The organism is Paenibacillus sp. GM1FR (assembly GCF_002803315.1).
Lineage (GTDB): Bacteria > Bacillota > Bacilli > Paenibacillales > Paenibacillaceae > Paenibacillus > Paenibacillus amylolyticus.
Genome location: NZ_MKZL01000067.1, coordinates 175276 through 193274 on the forward strand (window position 1 = coordinate 175276; position 17999 = coordinate 193274).

Genomic DNA, 17999 nt, shown 5'->3' on the forward strand with positions numbered 1-17999 from the left:
ACTGTCAAAAATAATGCCTGCTATTGGGCAGAAGCCATTAAATGAGATGAGCTGATCCGGACGATCCGGCAAACAGCCTGTATAAATCAACACGCAGCCGCTGGCACGGCTACTGAAATGGAGCGACGTTTTTTTGATATAGTTCTATTATTTTAACACCGACCTAACATCAGCGCAATTTAAACTTTTCAATACCTCTGATAAGAAATGTTTTGCAGTACAGCTTTACAGTAGTGACGTTTAAATTCATCTCTTTTTCGAATAATTATACACTTTTTAAGCCAGAGTACAACTGAATTAAATTGCTGACAGAAGAAAATCGTTCCATGTGCCGCCTACGTTTATCCATAATTCCACTAAATTTTCACTGCTTAAGCCAGCGAAACTTTACTTCTCTATGCATTTGTATACAAAATAGCCTGCAACCCCTTTTTGGGGTCACAGGCTATTTGCACTATTTGACTACTATATTGCATAATTTCACTACAAGAAAATAAAGTTTTTTTCAATAATATGACCCTGCTGAAGATCAGGTTCGACTTATGCCGTCACAACTTGACCAGAATCAGCCTGTTCGACTTTTTTTTTCGGACGTCTGCCATTCCAGAGGAAGTAAGCAAGCGTCAGCAGAATGGATACACCTGCATAGATGCTAAGAATACCTGCCTGATGCCACATCACATCCAGATTACCACTCGATACCACGGCTTTAAAGCCCATAATGCTGTGTGTCATTGGCAACCAAGGGCTAAATGCCTGAAGCCACGATGGTATCAGTTCTACCGGGAAGGTCCCTGCACTAGCCGCAAGCTGGAAGACCAGCAGCAGAATGACAACATAACGTCCAGGCAGATCCAGCCAGGTTACAAGTGCCTGAACAATCAACATGAAGGTCAGCCCCGTAATAATGGTAAACAGGTAGAACAGCCCTACGCTGTGCGTCTCCAGTCCAAGACCATATAACATGAAACTTGCCACGATAACCGATTGGAAAATACTCACGGACCCAAATACCAGTGTCCGGCTGACAAAACGATTCCAGCCTGTTGCACCAGGTACGGACGTTTCCCGCATTTTCAATACAATCGTGGAAATCAACGATCCCACAAATAGACCGATCGACAGGAAGAACGGTGTCAATCCTGTACCATAATTACTCACGTTCTCTGCTGTATTCTCCGAGGAGTTTACCGGTTCAGCGAACATGTTCACTACATCATCCGTTTTCTTAACTTCGGATGTTTTCTGTGCGGCATCATTCAGCTTGGTTTCCAATTCACTCGAGCCATCTTTTAGCTCAGTAAGGCCGTCAGCCAGTTTGCCCGCGCCATCACCCAATTGCTTGGAACCATCGGTTAGTGAACTAACGCCACCACTGAGTTTACCTACACCCGTTTGCAAAGCTGTTGTTCCTGAGCCCAGCTGCTTGGCACCATCTGCAAGCAATGTACCGCCACTTGCAGCATCACCCAATTTGCCGCTGAACTGCTTCAGACCATCGGAGAGTTTCGCTCCTCCTTGACTAAGCTGCCCTGCACCAGCCAGCAATTGTTTCTGACCATCCACCAGCTGGTTCGCACCAGCAAGAAGTTGCTCCTGACCTCCATGAAGCTCGGTTGCACCCGCAGCCAGTTGCTGGTTGCCCTGATGCAGCTGATCTGCACCTTGTGCCAGCTTCTGCTCGCTCTCATGCAGTTGTGCACTGCCATCAGCAACAGCTTCACTTGCTGCAAGCAGCTTCTGTACATCCGCATTTTCAGCCAGTTCGGGGTTCGATGCAGCAAGCTGTTTCAATCCGGCGGCTACACCCTGTGCACCATCAGCAACCTTGGAGCTGCCATCTACAGCCGATTGCAGGCCTGTTGCCAGAGTGCCACTGCCCTGAACAGCACTTTGCAGACCATCCGACAGCTTCGCACTGCCCTGTTCTGATGATTTCAGACCAGCCTGCAACTTACTTGTGCCATCCAGTGAAGACTGGAGTCCAGTTTCCAACTTGGCGCTACCATCCTTCAACTGATCTGCTCCGCTCTGAAGCTGGCTCGAAGCAGCTGCCTGAAGCTGTTGCAGACCGGATACAAGATTTGATGTTCCACTTTCAAGTTTGGTTGCCCCTGTGTGCAGCGCGTTAACACCATCACTTAATGGAGAAAGTCCTTCCTGAAGTTCAAGCGTTCCGGATGCAAGCTTCGCCAGGTTATCCTTGAGCTTAACAGCACCATCATCCAGTTTGCCTGCGCCGGTATTCAGTTCACCCGCCCCATCTCCTGCTTCAGCCAAGCCATCCGATACTTCGGAGAACTTGTCGAGCAATGTTTCTGCATAGGATTCCGTTACTTTGGCTGAGACTTTTGCTTTCAGGTCCTTAATAGCGGTCTTACCGATCTGTGCACCAACAAAACTGTAATTGCCATTCGGTTCATAGATCAGATCAGCCGGCTCCGGCTTGTCATCCAGCAATGTTGTTGCCTGAGATGAGAAGTTCTCCGGAATCGTAATTTGCATATAATATTTGTCATTACTCATGCCTTCTTTGGCTTGACTGGCACTGACAAAATCCCATTTAAAATCGGCATTTTTCTTCAGCTCATCCACCAGATCACTACCTACATGGAGGGATTTGCCCTCCAGCTCAGCACCTTTATCCAGATTAACAACGGCAACCGGCATCTCATCCACATGACCATACGGGTCCCAATAGGCTGCCAGATAGATGCCACTATACAGGATCGGTATAAACATAATTGCAATAACAGGGATCAACACCTTCGGGTTTCTCACGGCCGATCCCACATCCTTGAAAAACACGGATAAAGATTTCATGTCATTTTCTCCCCTTAATCTCTCTGCTCCATGAGCAGGAATAACCATAATGAAATACAATGTCGCATTCCAGAAAACATACTGAAACACGAAGTGACCACTTTCCTCAAACGGTCACTTTAGGACAAAAAAACAACCTGTCTTCCGACAAGCCTCCCTGCTTGATACGCGTGAAAATCCTTATATTATAGTAGATTAAATTCGGATTACGTTACAGCAGCAATTCCTTCCATTAAGAAAAGGCGAAAGTAAGTCTTAATTTCCTCTTTGCTCAGCGGTTGATGTTGTTTGCTCCAGTCTGAGGTGAGTGCAATATACAGGCGAATCATCATAAATGCGACGACTTGCGGATCACAATCTCGAATCTCTCCATTGTCTTTTGCTTTCTCAAGCTCCTTAGCCAGAAAGTCGGAGATTACTTTCTCCACCTTGTCCAAGCCTTCCTTGGCCTGCAGTGTTCCAAAGTCCTTCAGCTCCTGAGATAACTTAACGAGCAGATCGTGATCACGACGAAACTCTAACAAGGCATCCAGTACCCGAAACAGATTATCGAAAAATGCACTTTCCTGATGTACTTCACGATGCGCGATGTTCTTCATTTCCTGAATCACTTCTACCAGGATCTGATCAAACAATTGTTCCTTATTGGTGAAAAACGTATAGATCGTTCCTTTGCCAACGTTCGCAATCTTGGCGACCTGATCCATCGTCGTTGCTTTGTATCCAAACATGGCAAACGACTGGGCTGCTGCATGAATAACCTGCTGTCTCCTGTCAATCGGAGCCATCTAATCCCTCCTTTAATCACATTCATTGTTCAATCGCTCTACATAAATGACCAGAAATACAATTCAGTCATTCGGTCAAAAACTACAATACCACCTTCGAAAACAGATTGCAACCCTAACATTTTAAAAATTGTGTTAATATTTTTTAACCTAAATGCAGTGGAAACTCCTTCTGTCGTCGTCTATAGTGTAAGATGACTCAGATAATACGTGTATATAATGAAGTTTAAGTTGTCTCATTGTATGATATATGGTGTAAATATTCATAGAAGAAACATGATTTTGTGCTTCAATGTATATTCATGTAGTAACGCATTCCATAGCTAGAATAAACAATGAATATCTTCATTTTGAATTAAAACTTATGAATAAAGGTGAACTCATGCGAAAACCAAGAGTGCTCTTATTATCGGAAGGTTTCGGTACCGGTCACACTCAGGCCGCTCATGCGCTGGCACATGGCATCAAAAAAGTCAGTCCACATGTTCACAGTCGTGTCATTGAACTAGGCAAATTTTTGAACCCAACGGTAGCTCCACTAATTTTCTCTGCATATCGAAAGACACTATCGGTTCAACCCAAACTGGTCAGCCTGTTGTACCGCACACAGTACAATAAATCATTAAATGGTTTTACCAAGCTGGCGTTGCACCGAATTTTCTATACACAGACGGCACAGGTCGTATCCCAACTGAAACCCGATGCGGTGATCTGTACCCATCCTTTTCCGAATGCTGTCATCTCCCGGCTCAAACGCCAGGGTCTGAATATCCCGCTCTATACGGTCGTGACGGATTATGACGTGCACGGAACATGGATTAATCCGGAAGTGAACAAATATCTGGTCTCTACCCCTCAGGTCAAAGCATTGCTTGAAATCCGGGGTGTAGATCCCTCCCATATTCAGATCACGGGAATCCCTGTGCATCCAGACTTCTGGGAAGCTGGAGATAAAGTGAAGCTACGGGAAGAGATGGGGCTTCAGAACATGCCTACAGCGCTACTTATGGGTGGTGGATGGGGACTTTCGTTTGATGAGGATCATATGAAAGCTCTCACGTCTTGGGCAGATCGTGTTCAATTGGTCTTCTGTCTAGGAAGCAATGAAAAAATGATCGCAAAAATGAAGGAAATGCCTTGCTTCCAGCACCCGAATATTCGTATTCTGGGATATACACGGGAAGTAAGCAAACTGATGGATGTATCCGATGTGCTGATTACGAAGCCAGGTGGCATGACATGCACTGAAGCGTTGGCCAAGGGTCTACCGATGTTGTTCATTCCTCCGATTGCAGGTCAAGAGGAAGAGAACTGTGAATACTTTGTACAAGCCGGATACGGCCACGTCATTCACTCTGCCGACGTGATCACCAATCGTTTCAGACAACTAGTGGAGCAGGCATCTACTCAAACTGAAAGCCCGCTGAACGTAGCGCATCATTCAGGTAACCATTCGGTCTATGATCCGAAGTGCTGTGCTCAAGCTGTTCATGACTTATTGTTTCCGACGACAGCCGAAGTCACAACAACCTCCTTGGAGCGCTTCACAGCCGGAATTACTGCCACGTCCTTGTCAGGTACCAGAATACCATTCTGACGCCTCTACGGACCTATAGAACAGCTCTCACGAGGTGTTATAGGGGACAAGACAATTGCTCACGATATGCAAAGAAGGTTCCCTTCCGAATTTTTGGAAGGGAACCTTCTTTTATTTTCACTAATTCCACCGTATGATTTGGCAGAAAAAAGGGTAATTTAGAGTATAACGATATTTTTTAATAACGAAATAAAACTACGATTCAGGCTTTTTCAAGGGCCGTGTGAAGCACACACAGTTAACTACCCTGCCTGTTTGCAGAATTTACGGGTCGATTACTTGTAAAAAGTATGATGACCGATCGTTTTTACTTTTTTCTGCGAGCGAGCAACTGTCAGATCGTCGGCAAGCGTCAATGATAAAAAATAATACGTATCATCGGCAACTTCCTTCTTCCCATTCAACGCAGCATTCACTGCTTTGATGCTGTCCTCGTTGGGAACCACACGTTTCATACGTCCGTTCGCTACAGGACTAAACTGGGATTTCTGATAGATGACCTTGTAAATGGTATCGGGAAAATTGGCTGACCGCAGCCGGTTTAAGACAACATTGGCAACTGCCACTTTGCCTTCGTACGGTTCACCTTCCGCTTCTGCCATGACGATTTTTTGCAGCAGATGCAGTTCTTTATCGGACACACTGTATGACCAGGTTGCAAGTTTCGAGTCTTCCTGGTTCAGAAGTTTGGTCCGTGTAAAGTATAGTTTTTGGGGGGGAGTTGTTACAGCAGCGACTTCTTTGGCACGTTTCACTTTGGCCAATTTCAGTGCAGCTTCTTTTTTGGCTTTGGCCGCAGCTACCGCTCTAGCTTTGTTCTTGGCCTTGGCTTCTTGCAATTCCTGCTCTTCTTGAGCAGTCGTAAGCCAGTTCTTCGCTGGCAGAGATTCAGTCCACGCTACGGTTTGGGCAGACAGATTAGAGGACAGACTTGTCCCATCTTCCATCATGCGCCTCTCTTCTTGCGTAGATGTTTGGTTATTTTGCCCAGAAGCCGCAAGTTCGGTCATCTGTTTACTATCACTAGCTTCATTCCACTTCCCCGTCGCCTGAACGACATTTACCCCCACTATACATACAAGCAGCACTGATAACATCGGTGCTACCCAACGATTTTTGCTTATAATGTTCATTCGAAGATTCCTCCTGTCGAAACAATTCCCTTAACTAAGTAACCCAAAAAAAAGAATTTGAATAACGATGGCTAATATTACATAGGGATAAACGTTATGTCAATGTGATTTTATGGCATAAAAATGATTATCAGGAAAAAGTGAACGTATCCACGACCTCATACATTGGCAATTGTCCCAGCCTTGTCACATAAAGTACAATGTCCTCCACCATCCATGAATTAACACCTGTGGAATGTTCCGGAAGCACTCCAGATATCCCTTTATTTTCATTACCTGGAAGCTGTCCCAGATATTTTCTGGCAATGGTAATGTGGGGAGCATAAGGTCTTAATTCAGCTTCATACCCCAGGGGCGAAGTCGCCTGCACGATTTGTTTTTGCAATGAAAACAAGTGCTCTATCTCTCCGCTAACACCCTTCCAAAGTACCTTAGGTGCTTCTTCAAGTCCAAATGTACCCCAGTCGGAAAGCTGAAGTTCAAACGGCTGTAATCCGCTTGTTGCTGAGCGCAATGCTTTTCGCAGGTGCCCGATGTCACTAACTAACGTATCCCCCAGAAATTGCAAGGTTATATGATAATCTCTATGATCTGTCCATTTACGAAAATCTAGCTTGTTCTGTACAAGCCTCGAATCCATCTGAAGAGACTGCTGAACAGCAACAGGAAGACGAATGGCTACAAACAATCTTTCCCGTCGGGATGAATGATCCTGATGTGATTGGTTATTCATTGCATACACCTCTCTAAAGTTCGCTCTATTATTTCATAACTATAGATATCGTTTCAAGTTGGGTAAGTATAGAGTGACACAAATATAACCATTTGCAAATAAGGCTAGATTCCTGCATTTCCCACCTTAATGCACATCCAACACCAAATCTGATACACTTTAATCATCAAACTCATCAAACTATTTATCTCAGGAGGACCACACATTATGGGTAAAATTGTATGTTTTCCATCTCTATCCGAAGAACAGCAACAACGAATTCAGAATACTGCACCAGGATACACCCTGAAATTCGGAAAAGCCAAGGAATTGGACCCCGCTGAGTTGAAAGAAGCTGAGATTATTCTCGGCTGGTCCCCACTCGTCACAGAACATGCATTGAAACAGGATAGCCTGTTGAAGTGGGTTCAGGTCTGGTCTGCTGGTGTGGACAATCTCCCCTTCGCAGATTTGCAACAAAAGAACATTCAGGTCACCAGTGCAAATGGAGTTCACGCGATTCCTATCACCGAAATTATTCTGGGCATGATGTTATCCCACAGTCGCTGGCTGAGACAAGCTATGCTGCATCAACAGCAGGCCGAATGGAAAGTTCCTGCCAAACCACTGCCGGAACTGCATGGCAAAACAGCGGTCATCGTTGGTGTAGGTGAGATCGGTACGGAAACAGCCCGTATTCTTAAAGCACTCGGCATGCGGACAATCGGAGTTCGCCGCTCAGGTAAGGATGTCCCCAATGTGGACCAAATGTACGACATGACCGGTTTACATGAAGCCTTGAGCCAGGGCGATTATGTAATTAACATTTTACCGCTAACTGATGAAACCAAAAATATATATGATCAAACTGCATTTGAGCAGTTCCGATCCGGTGCCTGCTTCGTCAATGTGGGCCGTGGCCCCAGTGTGAAAACGGAAGCGTTGCTGAATGCACTCCAAAACGGTCAAGTTGCTTTCGCTGCACTGGACGTATTCGAAGAAGAACCTCTTCCTGCAGACCACCCGCTTTGGAGCATGGATAACGTGTTAATTACGCCCCATATCGCAGGAAGTACAGAGCAATACGCGGATCGAGCAGTCGATATTTTCGTCAAAAATCTGGAAGCTTACGTCGCTGGCGATACCCTGCCGGTGAACCTTGTGGATTATAGTCATAAATATTAACACAAACACCCGTTCCCATGCAATATTGTGCAAATCAGATCAACGATACCAATTGATATGTACGCAATAAAAAACGCTACCTCTGGGAAATCTAAATTCCCTTAGAGGTAGCGTTTTTGTTTTTTTACGCTTACATACACAGCCAAATATGACGTATAAACGTGCCTTTTTGTACTGTTCGGTACTCTTTTACAGTCCATCCCGCTTCCAACAAGTGCTCTTCTACCCACTCTGTGGAAACAATCACTGCCCGTTTTGCCAATCTGCGCAAACTCTCCAGCATGGCTCGTTGCTCAGCATCTGGAAGTACAGAGCAGAGGTTATAGGGCATGTCCAGAATTGCTGCATCATACAAACCTTGCAGTTCATTCATATTCCCCAGTGTGATTCGATCTGAATCATATCCATAATGCGGCAGATTGATTCGCGCACCTCGGACAGCCAGAGGATTGAGATCGTTACCTTTTGCATCAATTCCCATGGATAAAGCCTCAATCACAACCGTTCCCATACCACAGCATGGATCAAGCAACCGATGGTTTTCTACTCTCGGAACAGCAATGTTAACCAGCGCTCTCGCGAGCGTGATGCCAAATCCAGTTGAGTAATTTTGCGGCTTCTGCCGGTGAATCTGCCATGATCGATCCGCTTCTGTCCACTGGCCCAAGATCCATTTTTCTCCTGTTCGGATTAGGCCGAAAGTCACCTTAGGTTTTTTCATCTGTGCCTTGCCTTTAATGCACATGCCAACTTCTTTTTCCAGTTGACGAGACTGTGCATAATCAGGGGCTTGATCCCCTTCTTTTAGACAAACTACCTTGAATGTCTCATCTGGCAACAGGTGAATATTTTTGGCAAAAGGAAGCAGATCCATCACAGTCCCCCCTTCGCCGATCACGTCTAGTCTGCCGTGGATAAAAGGACTGCGTCCAGGTGGAATACATCGTTCAGACCACACATACGACCCCATATCCATACGGATCTCCGAACTCGGTTCAAGCAGCGTAGTCAGCTCCAGCATGCATAATCCTTGCTCGTTCTCGTGGCAAGCAAAGGTGTAGAGGTGTTTCCCAGAAGTAGCGTACATACCAAGTGTTTCATCAGGCAAAATTCCCCTCTCCTTCCTTCATTAATCATGTTTCTTCTATATAAATAGTAAGCTCATTGAAGACATATCAAATACGACTCATACGTTTGCTTTCAGGTAGTCATTGTATACAATGTTAGGCTCCTAGACAACTATCCATTTCCTTGCACGTATCTATTTGGAAGAAAAAAAATAAGGTGTTCCCATGTTGAGGAACGCCTTACTTTATTTTGAGATTATAACATTGGAAATCTAATCGTCCTTGCCAGTAAACGTTATAGGCCAACAGCTCATATATCATACTGATTTCTCACCATTAGCCGCCTGCGTGATTCCAGCTTCTTCTATTATAAGAGCAAGGTTATATTTTTAATTTTTCAATGGATGTAAGCAAATCTTCGGATAATTCTTTCAGACTTTGAATGTTGCCGCTAATCGTTTCCATAGAACTTACTTGCTCTTCCGCCGATGCAGAAACTTCTTCCACACTCGCTGCCGATTGTTCCGAAACAGCGGAAATCTGCTGACTGAAATCATTCATTCGTCCGCTTGCTTCCTGCATGCCTGCGAGACCATCTGTCATAGTGCCGATGACACCAACCATGCCTTCCACCGATTCATTAATTGTACGGAAGAGTTGACCTGAAGTAAGCACATGTTCCTGACCCAGTTCGGTCTCCTGAACGTTCGTACGTAATTCCGCAACCACCCCTTGTGACTCCTGCTGAATATCCTCGGTAATCGCCGTGATCTCTTCAACCGAAGTCTGCACAGCCTCAGATAACTTCCTCACTTCTGATGCCACTACGGCGAATCCGCGTCCACTCTCTCCCGCACGCGCTGCCTCAATGGAGGCATTTAATGCCAGCAGATTGGTTTGGCGTGCAATGTCATGAATGACTTGAACCAGCTTGGAAATATCTTCATTTTTACGATTCAACCGTTCCATTTTGTCCATGGAAGCCGAGACCGAGCCGGAAATCTGTTGCATCTGCTGCACCGACTGTTCCATCACCTTGCGACCATTCAGCCCTTGTTCCAGTACAAGATCCGACATGACGCGTAGCTGGCTACCTTGTTCCGTATGACTCTGAATGTGATCATTCAACACTTCAACCGTACGAGCTGATTCCACGGCTGTCTCTGCCTGGCTCTCTGCGGCCTTGGCTGACTCTTCCATGGTCACAGCAATCTGGCGACTACCAATCTTAACCTCTTCTGAGGATATTGCCAGTTCCCCACTTTGTAGATTAACAGCTTCCGCAATTCGTCTGACGCTCAGAACCATGGAAGTCAGGTTACCTTTCATGTCATTCACCGCTTTGGCCAGAACACCAACTTCATCCTCATGTTTGGTATGTATGTCCTGAACATTCAATTGGCCTTCTGCAATCAGTTTCACCGCACTAATGACACGTAGCAGTGGTTTCACGACCTGTGAACGAATAATCGGAATGCTGATCGCTGTAATGGCAATCATGACAAGAACACCGATAATGATGATTAATCTACCATCCTGTACCGATCTGATCGTTTGGGCCGCCGCAAGATTCGACTGTTCCTGATTGTATTCCACGAGATAATCAAGATCGACTTGCATGGTGTCAAAGGAATCAGCACCTTTATCAGCTACTTCCTTCGCCAGCTGTGTCTGACCCTCATCACTCAGCTTGATCGATTGCGTATTAATCTTGAGATACGCTTCCCATTTGTTCTTGAACGCATTCCAGTGTTCGAGCTCTTCCGCAGACTTCTCCTGCTGATCATAGATTTTAATCGCCTGCGTCGTTTCACGAATATACTTGGTACGCTCTTCTGACAAAAATGCCTTGTCTGTTTCATCCGCGTCAAAGTGACGATAACTCAGTGACAGGACATGCTCTGTGGTATAATTTAACCGGTTAATTTGCTGGATTGATGGCATCCAATTGTTCGTAATTTCGTTAGTGTTGGTTTCAATTGAATTCATCCGGGTGACAATCGTGACACTCAAAATAATTAAACAGAGGATTAACAAGTAGAACGCGATGCTGATACGCAGACCGATACTCTTGATCTTGAATCTGCTGAACATATGATTTCCCCCTTGACCTCTTCGGTCATCCCGAATTCAGGTGCTTATGTCATTGTTTTCCCTTCTTTTGACCTCTTGTCAAAAGAACTTCTCTATATTATATCGATAGGAAAATAGACGTAAAGTATTATAACATTATTTTGTCATTAAGATGCTTGATTTTGTAAAAGATTGTTGAATCTTGACAAAGTCCAAACCGAAGAGCTGCAGCATACGGTAAAGTCCCGATCTGCAGCTCTTCGGTTTGTTCGGATTTCAACGGCTAACATCATAAAATGATCAGCCTAGTTCAGTATTGCCGTCTTATGCTCAGCCAGCAATCGATATGAATCCAACCTGCGCTCATAATCTGGTCCTGCCGTAACCAGAAGCAACCTCTCCGTATCCAGCCTGCGACTCACCTGTTGCAATCGCGCCCATACCTGTTCAGGTGTACCTGCATAGTGCCGTACCGATTCATTTTGATCACTAACGGCCTCATCATTCGTGTCAGAGCCCGCGATACCGCTTGAATTCAGCTCGGTTGAACGTTCTTTCCCATCTAACTTGCGCCTCTCCGCCATATCAAGGCTCCAGTCCAAAGCATCCGTCTCTGACTCGGCACACAATACGCTGACTGCCACCATAACCTCAGGCTCCTTCATCGTTGCACTAGGCATAAATCCTTCTCGGTATCGCCTTACAGCCTCTGTACCATCGGCATCACTCATGAATTGACCAAAGACATATCCCATGCCAAACCGTGCCGCATATTCTGCACTCTTCACGTTAGTTCCCAACATCCAGAGAGATAACGGAAGCTTGGGAATCGGACGAGCTGTCACGGGATGATCCTCGTACATGTAGCGGTCTTCGAGCAGTTCTGTGAGTGCTGCGAGTGATTCAGGCAGCTTGGACACATGCTGCAAGTAATTGCCACTGAGTGCCATCGTGGCATGAGGTCCACCGCCAGGAGCACGTCCGAGCCCAAGCTCAATGCGCCCCGGATAGAGCGCAGCCAGCAGGCGGAATGACTCCGCAACCTTGAGTGGGCTGTAGTGTGGCAACAAGACCGCACCAGAGCCAAGTTGGATCGTTGTTGTCCTTGCTCCGATGTGCGATAACAGTACTTCGGGAGAGGCCGATGCCAGTTCAGCCATATCATGATGCTCTGACGTCCAGTATCGGGCGTATCCCCAAGCCTCGGCATGTTGCGCAAGTGTCACCGATTGTTGAAGCGCCTGTTCCGCTGTGGCATCGTTTAGCCTTGGAACAAGGTCAAGTACGCCCAGACTGAACGTCTCACTCATTCGCTTAGCCACGCGTCTCATCTCCCTTTATATCGGTTAATTTTAATCCAAATCGTAGATCGAACCCACCTTCAGACCATATAGTTCATTATATATTTTCTCGGCAAATGCATCCGTCATTCCTGCGATGTAATCGATCACCATGTGTTCCCAAGTCCAGATCGGCTGGGCTTTGGCTTGATCCTTCTCATACCGCTGCAGCCAGTCGGATGGAATAATGGATTTGGACGTTTCAGGATCCAGGAATGCATCCCATAATCGCTTAATCATCCACTCACTGCGCTTCTGTAGCCGCTGCACACGCAGGTCACGAATCATGGTTACCCAGGCAAAACTCTTGAGCACACTCACCGTACGCAGCATGTCGAGGTCTTCAGCCCCTTCACGGACAAAGGTTACCTTCTTCCAGTCACCGTCGTCAATAACGCCCAGACTGCCTACAAAAAAGCTCACCCAGTAGGCTTTCACCTCACGGCGGGTACGCGAGTAATCATGCTCGCAGAACGGCATCTTTTCATTCCAGATGCGCAGGAACGAAGCGAGGACCTCTTCTACCTTTTGCCCAATCGCTTCTCGGGTCCATCCGTTCCAGAACAGATCCTCCAGCGTTGTAATTTTATCCACAATCAGTCGATTCACATGCGGATCTTGCAGGAAATGCTCATGTACTTCAATTTTGCCTGCTTTGATGCCATCCTCCAAGTCATGTGAGGAGTACGCAATATCGTCGCAAAGGTCCATCAGCTGTGCTTCCAGCGTCTTCTTGCCCGCCGGTACGTTCCAGCGATCACGGATCTCCCGAATATATTGCCACTCATGATGATACATGCCTTTTTTGCTCTCTGTCCCAGGGTACGGATACTTGTTTATCCCTAGTAATACCGCATCAGACAGATTCAGTCCATCGATATCTTCACGTTTCTCCAAGTGCATAATGAGACGGAAGTTGTGCGCATTGCCTTCAAAATGCTCGTATTTCCGTTTTAACTCGGCACGGACTTCAGACTCGACCTTGGGAACTTTGGCGTTGCGGCTTTTTTTCATGATTTTCTTAGCCTCGGTGTTGATGAGGTCATCCAGAATACCATCTAATACTTCTTCACCTTTATGTCCAAACGGCGGGTGACCAAAATCATGTGCGATTGCAGCGCACTCCACCACTTCTGAATCAATAATAAGGCCGGGGTTGTCCGCGCGGTCCCAGTCTACCTCTGGAAAACGGCGAATCAGACTTCGGGCAGCCTCTCTTGCAATCTGTGCCACCTCTAGGGAATGGGTCAAACGAGTACGATAATAATCACCCGTTCCTGCGCCAAACACCTGCGATTTGCCCTGTAACCGACGGAAGGTCGGTGAATGAATGAGTCTCGAATAGTCCCGCTCATACGCTGCACGAGATCCATCCAATTTGGTTAATTCAGGATATTGTCTATGTTCTCTCAGATCGTTCCATTGCATGGGGATCACTCCTAGCCGACTGTCTCTATTTTGAGTGATTATACACAACATCTGTGGTTTCGAAAAGTAAAACCTGTCTGCGATTGTCATCTCTTCTTACATCAACTTGTGATGAACAGTCATCTTCTCTTATTATACCCTGCCAGACTATCATCCGTGCATCTAAATGACAATGATTCATATTGAACTCACACTATCGTGACTTATGACAAAAAAAAGTGACTTATACAGTTTGCGTGGCCGTTCCGGTGACGGATCGTTCTTATGATCGCTGTTGTCTCCAGGTTTTCTGAATTCCCTTTACTAGGGAAAAACCCGGAGACAAAGGCGAACGCTTCGCTTCTTCAGAATCGATTCCGTCCCCTTCACTACTTTTGCGTCCTTAAAATACATAATGGTATTCATCATCCAGCTCGCTAAAATCGAGTGAAAATCAAGTTCAATTTAGAAAATATCATCATTTGTTTCAATGATAGTATGCCTCCCCTGCACCCTCCCCGTTGTGGGTAAAAAACAAAAACCGACAGGACGGAAATGCCCTGTCGGATGAATATGGTGGATGCAGCGTTGCGATTTAGCTACTAAACTTAATGTTCGCAGTCTACTCTTGAAGCTACATGAACTTTTGCATCAAGGATATTATCGCACCCTTGTACGAAGGATTTTCACACCATAACCTTACAGATATCGTTGGTGAATTCTACTGGATCTTGAATTGGCAATCCCTCGATCAGCAAAGCCTGGTGGTACAAGAGGCTAGTGTAGAGGTTCAGTTTTTCCTGATCTTGCGCGAAAGCGTCTTTCAACGATTTGAATACATCGTGATTTACGTTGATTTCCAGTACTTTGTCGGCTTGTACGTTTTCGCTGTTCGGCATAGCTTTCAGGATTTTCTCCATCTCAATTGTCAGCTCACCTTCGGTGGACAAACATACCGGGTGGCTTCTGAGGCGTTTGGAAGCTTTAACCGCTTTGACTTTACCTACCAATTGAGCTTGCATCGCTTCAAACAACTCTTTGTTGTCGTTGTCCTGTGCGTCCGTTTCTTCTTTGTCTGCGCTATCTTCGATGCCCAGGTCACCACTGGAGATGGATTTGAATTCTTTCTCCTTGTAGTTCGTGATCATCTTGATTGCAAACTCGTCGATGTCATCGGTAAAGTACAATACTTCGTACCCTTTTTCAAGAACACCCTCGATCTGCGGCAGCTTCTCAATACGGCTAATGGACTCACCAGATGCATAATAGATGTACTTCTGATCTTCCGGCATTCTGGAGACGTATTCGTCCAGGCTCACGAGTTTGCTCTCTTTGGAAGACGTGAACAACAGCAGATCCTGCAATGTATCCTTGTTCACACCATAATCGCTGTATACACCATATTTCAACTGACGCCCAAACGCTTGGTAGAACTTCTCGTAGTTCTCACGCTCGTCCTTCAACAGGCTTTGTAGTTGGCTCTTGATTTTGTTCTTAATGTTCTTCGCGATCAGGCTAAGCTGACGGTCATGTTGCAACATCTCACGCGAAATGTTCAGGGACAGGTCTTCCGAATCCACCATACCTTTAACAAATCCAAAGTAATCTGGCAACAGATCCCCGCATTTATCCATGATCAATACACCGTTGGAGTAGAGTTCAAGGCCTTTTTCATACTCTTTCGTGTAGTAGTCAAACGGAGTGCTCTCCGGGATAAACAGGATTGCATTATATACCACAGCGCCATCTGCGCTGATATGCAGATGTTTGAGCGGTTTGTCAAAACCGTAGCGTTTTTCCATATAGAAGTTATTGTAGTCTTCTTCGGTCAATTCGCTTTTATTTTTACGCCAGATCGGCACCATGCTGTTCACGGTTTGTTCTTCTTGGTATTCCTCGAACTCGTTCTCCGTGCCCTCTTTCGGACGTTGACCCGTTACATCCATCTTGATCGGGTAGCGAATGAAGTCGGAGTATTTCTTGATGATGGATCTCAGGCGGTACTCTTCCAAAAATTCGTCATACGAATCTTCTTCGGTATTTTCTTTGATCGTCAGGACGATCTCTGTACCTACTGAATCTTTCTCAGCTGGTGTGATCGTGTAACCATCCGCGCCTTCGGACTCCCATTTCCAAGCCTCGTCGCTGCCCAGCGTTTTACTCGTTACGGTCAGCTTGTCCGCCACCATGAATGCCGAGTAGAAACCAACCCCGAATTGTCCAATGATGTTGTGGCCGTCTTTTGCTTCATTTTCTTTCTTGAACGCCAGGGAACCACTCTTCGCGATAACCCCCAGATTATTCTCTAGCTCTTCCTGCGTCATACCAATACCGGTATCTGTCAGTGTGAGCGTGCGGTTTTCTTTGTCAATCGTAAGCTTGATGAAGTAGTCCTCTTTGTTGAAAACGAGCGAATCGTCGGTAAGTGCTCTGTAATATATTTTGTCAATGGCGTCACTGGAGTTGGAGATCAATTCTCTCAAAAAGATTTCTCTTTGGGTGTAGATGGAGTTGATCATCATATCCAGCAAACGTTTGGATTCTGCCTGGAATTCTTTTTTAGCCATGAATGGTTGGACTCCTTTCAAATTGGGATATCGAATGATTTGATTGAAAATATAAAGTAAATCCTTGAGTTTTTCATACAAAACTTACGGATGCCAGAAAATCATTTGAGGCTTAAAAGCTTGATCATCAGATCCAATAGATTGGCTAATCTTCAAAAATGCATGACGTTCTGCAATGTAGCCGTTACGGTTACGAATCGTTTCGGATCGCTGTTATCCCCATATTTCTTTGATTCCCTTTTGAAAAGGGAGAAATCCGGTGATAAAGGCGAACGCTTCGCTTCCTCCAAATCGATTTCGTCCCCTGCACTACTTTTGCATCTGATCAGCGACTAATTTTTTAGGATAGAGAATATCAATGAAGTGATATCTCCTAGACGTGGAATGCAGCTTAAAGTCTGTTGCATACCTTGGCTTCGCATGTTCTACTCAGGTTCAATATCTATTTTCAAAACAGAATCATTCCATATGTAAGCTTATAGTAAAAACATCATCTGTTAGCACTCTAATGATCGGAGTGCTAAACCCTTCCTTTTATATAACATATGGGAAAATTGGGTGTCAATACGTAGGCGGTTATTTTAACTAAAAGATCGAATAACTCTTTAACTTTTGCACATCACCAATCATTTTACCGTAATCCCGCAGGTAAAACAAAAGCCGACCCGAACCAGAGTTCGAACCGGCATGGTCAAAGATTGTGATGTGTCTGTTGCTGTAGTAGATAGCGTTAAAACATATCCATCTAATGTACCTTGGAGTATCCTCGGCCTTACTGTGTTGAGACTGATGTATGTTGTATGGGTACTTTGGTAGGTATGTTGGTACTTTGGTATGTTGGTATCTTGGTATTGTGGTTGCTTGAATGTCTTGAGCAGCATGACAGTCACGCGCTAACGAATCTCAGAGGCGTTAATTAGCCTTTTTGGGATGACTTCATAATTTAACGAATCGTAGACACGCTATTGCTTAATTTATGCAAATCTATCGAGCACATTCAAAAGTTTTTAACATAATAACGCGTGTGAGGTTCGTTAGACTGGGAAATTGGCTGGAAATCGTAAAATAAGGGCTCCCGGGTTCGTTAGAGATGATGCAGAAGTTAGCGTTACAGCTACAAATAGGAGTATGGCTAAAAATTAGCACATGCGGTTAGTTTTAGAGTTAGCGATGGCGCGTATGCTGCGTTACAGAAAAAATTAGGTTTGCAGAGCTAGGGTTGCAAGTCAAGATTACAGTTTGAGTTACAGTTTGAGTTCGAGCTTGGGTTACTAGTTACGGTTTGAGTTTGAGTTTGAGTTTGAGTT

General features: G+C 45.3%; 12 protein-coding genes. 3 read left to right on the plus strand and 9 right to left on the minus strand.

Annotated elements, in window-relative coordinates; all coding sequences use genetic code 11:
- Window positions 1-540: 540 nt before the first annotated feature.
- Window positions 541-2823, minus strand: coding sequence for a YhgE/Pip domain-containing protein (locus PAEAM_RS31285; protein ID WP_100530033.1), 2283 nt, complete (start codon window positions 2821-2823; stop codon window positions 541-543).
- A 206-nt stretch (window positions 2824-3029) separates the two neighbouring features.
- A complete protein-coding gene (locus PAEAM_RS31290) occupies window positions 3030-3611 on the minus strand; it encodes a TetR/AcrR family transcriptional regulator (protein ID WP_036611349.1) in 582 nt (193 codons plus the stop codon).
- A 382-nt stretch (window positions 3612-3993) separates the two neighbouring features.
- Between PAEAM_RS31290 and PAEAM_RS31295 the strand changes: the two genes are divergently transcribed.
- Window positions 3994-5208, plus strand: a complete 1215-nt coding sequence (locus PAEAM_RS31295; protein ID WP_047841963.1) for a UDP-N-acetylglucosamine--LPS N-acetylglucosamine transferase — start codon at window positions 3994-3996, stop codon at window positions 5206-5208.
- A gap of 275 nt (window positions 5209-5483) precedes the next feature.
- Here PAEAM_RS31295 and PAEAM_RS31300 read toward each other — a convergent pair whose 3' ends face one another.
- The gene (locus PAEAM_RS31300) at window positions 5484-6341 is read right to left on the minus strand and encodes a cell wall hydrolase (protein WP_091015454.1); all 858 of its coding nucleotides are present in this window, start codon (window positions 6339-6341) and stop codon (window positions 5484-5486) included.
- Window positions 6342-6471: 130 nt separating this feature from the next.
- Window positions 6472-7074 (minus strand): RNA 2',3'-cyclic phosphodiesterase, encoded by a 603-nt coding sequence (gene thpR / locus PAEAM_RS31305; protein WP_100529996.1) that lies wholly within the window; start codon window positions 7072-7074, stop codon window positions 6472-6474.
- A gap of 207 nt (window positions 7075-7281) precedes the next feature.
- On the opposite strand from thpR, the gene PAEAM_RS31310 reads away from it, so the two are divergent.
- Window positions 7282-8238, plus strand: a complete 957-nt coding sequence (locus PAEAM_RS31310) for a D-2-hydroxyacid dehydrogenase (protein ID WP_100529997.1) — start codon at window positions 7282-7284, stop codon at window positions 8236-8238.
- A 130-nt stretch (window positions 8239-8368) separates the two neighbouring features.
- Here the strand turns inward: PAEAM_RS31310 and PAEAM_RS31315 are convergent, their stop codons facing one another.
- The 5 genes from PAEAM_RS31315 to htpG form a co-directional block, all read right to left on the minus strand.
- Complete coding sequence (locus PAEAM_RS31315) at window positions 8369-9346, minus strand: TRM11 family SAM-dependent methyltransferase (RefSeq protein WP_243391513.1); 978 nt, start codon at window positions 9344-9346, stop codon at window positions 8369-8371.
- Window positions 9347-9686: 340 nt separating this feature from the next.
- A complete protein-coding gene (locus PAEAM_RS31320; protein ID WP_100529998.1) occupies window positions 9687-11399 on the minus strand; it encodes a methyl-accepting chemotaxis protein in 1713 nt (570 codons plus the stop codon).
- 284 nt (window positions 11400-11683) lie between these two features.
- Window positions 11684-12709 (minus strand): MsnO8 family LLM class oxidoreductase, encoded by a 1026-nt coding sequence (locus tag PAEAM_RS31325; protein ID WP_207765613.1) that lies wholly within the window; start codon window positions 12707-12709, stop codon window positions 11684-11686.
- 21 nt (window positions 12710-12730) lie between these two features.
- Window positions 12731-14146 (minus strand): deoxyguanosinetriphosphate triphosphohydrolase family protein, encoded by a 1416-nt coding sequence (locus PAEAM_RS31330; protein WP_036668883.1) that lies wholly within the window; start codon window positions 14144-14146, stop codon window positions 12731-12733.
- A 665-nt stretch (window positions 14147-14811) separates the two neighbouring features.
- A complete protein-coding gene (gene htpG, locus PAEAM_RS31335) occupies window positions 14812-16692 on the minus strand; it encodes a molecular chaperone HtpG (protein WP_100529999.1) in 1881 nt (626 codons plus the stop codon).
- 162 nt (window positions 16693-16854) lie between these two features.
- Between htpG and PAEAM_RS32085 the strand changes: the two genes are divergently transcribed.
- Window positions 16855-17028 carry a hypothetical protein gene (locus PAEAM_RS32085; protein ID WP_165790124.1) on the plus strand — a complete coding sequence of 58 codons (174 nt, stop codon included), beginning with the start codon at window positions 16855-16857 and terminating at the stop codon, window positions 17026-17028.
- The last annotated feature ends 971 nt before the right edge of the window (window positions 17029-17999 follow it).

Bases quoted from the DNA above. Each gene is read 5' to 3' on its own strand.
- PAEAM_RS31295 (WP_047841963.1), top strand. From the start codon at position 3,994: ATGCGAAAACCAAGAGTGCTCTTATTATCGGAAGGTTTCGGTACCGGT.
- PAEAM_RS31285 (WP_100530033.1), bottom strand. From the start codon at position 2,823: ATGAAATCTTTATCCGTGTTTTTCAAGGATGTGGGATCGGCCGTGAGA.
- PAEAM_RS31320 (WP_100529998.1), bottom strand. From the start codon at position 11,399: ATGTTCAGCAGATTCAAGATCAAGAGTATCGGTCTGCGTATCAGCATC.
- PAEAM_RS31330 (WP_036668883.1), bottom strand. From the start codon at position 14,146: ATGCAATGGAACGATCTGAGAGAACATAGACAATATCCTGAATTAACC.
- PAEAM_RS32085 (WP_165790124.1), top strand. From the start codon at position 16,855: ATGACGTTCTGCAATGTAGCCGTTACGGTTACGAATCGTTTCGGATCG.
- PAEAM_RS31310 (WP_100529997.1), top strand. From the start codon at position 7,282: ATGGGTAAAATTGTATGTTTTCCATCTCTATCCGAAGAACAGCAACAA.
- PAEAM_RS31300 (WP_091015454.1), bottom strand. From the start codon at position 6,341: ATGAACATTATAAGCAAAAATCGTTGGGTAGCACCGATGTTATCAGTG.
- PAEAM_RS31325 (WP_207765613.1), bottom strand. From the start codon at position 12,709: ATGAGACGCGTGGCTAAGCGAATGAGTGAGACGTTCAGTCTGGGCGTA.
- PAEAM_RS31290 (WP_036611349.1), bottom strand. From the start codon at position 3,611: ATGGCTCCGATTGACAGGAGACAGCAGGTTATTCATGCAGCAGCCCAG.
- thpR (WP_100529996.1), bottom strand. From the start codon at position 7,074: ATGAATAACCAATCACATCAGGATCATTCATCCCGACGGGAAAGATTG.
- htpG (WP_100529999.1), bottom strand. From the start codon at position 16,692: ATGGCTAAAAAAGAATTCCAGGCAGAATCCAAACGTTTGCTGGATATG.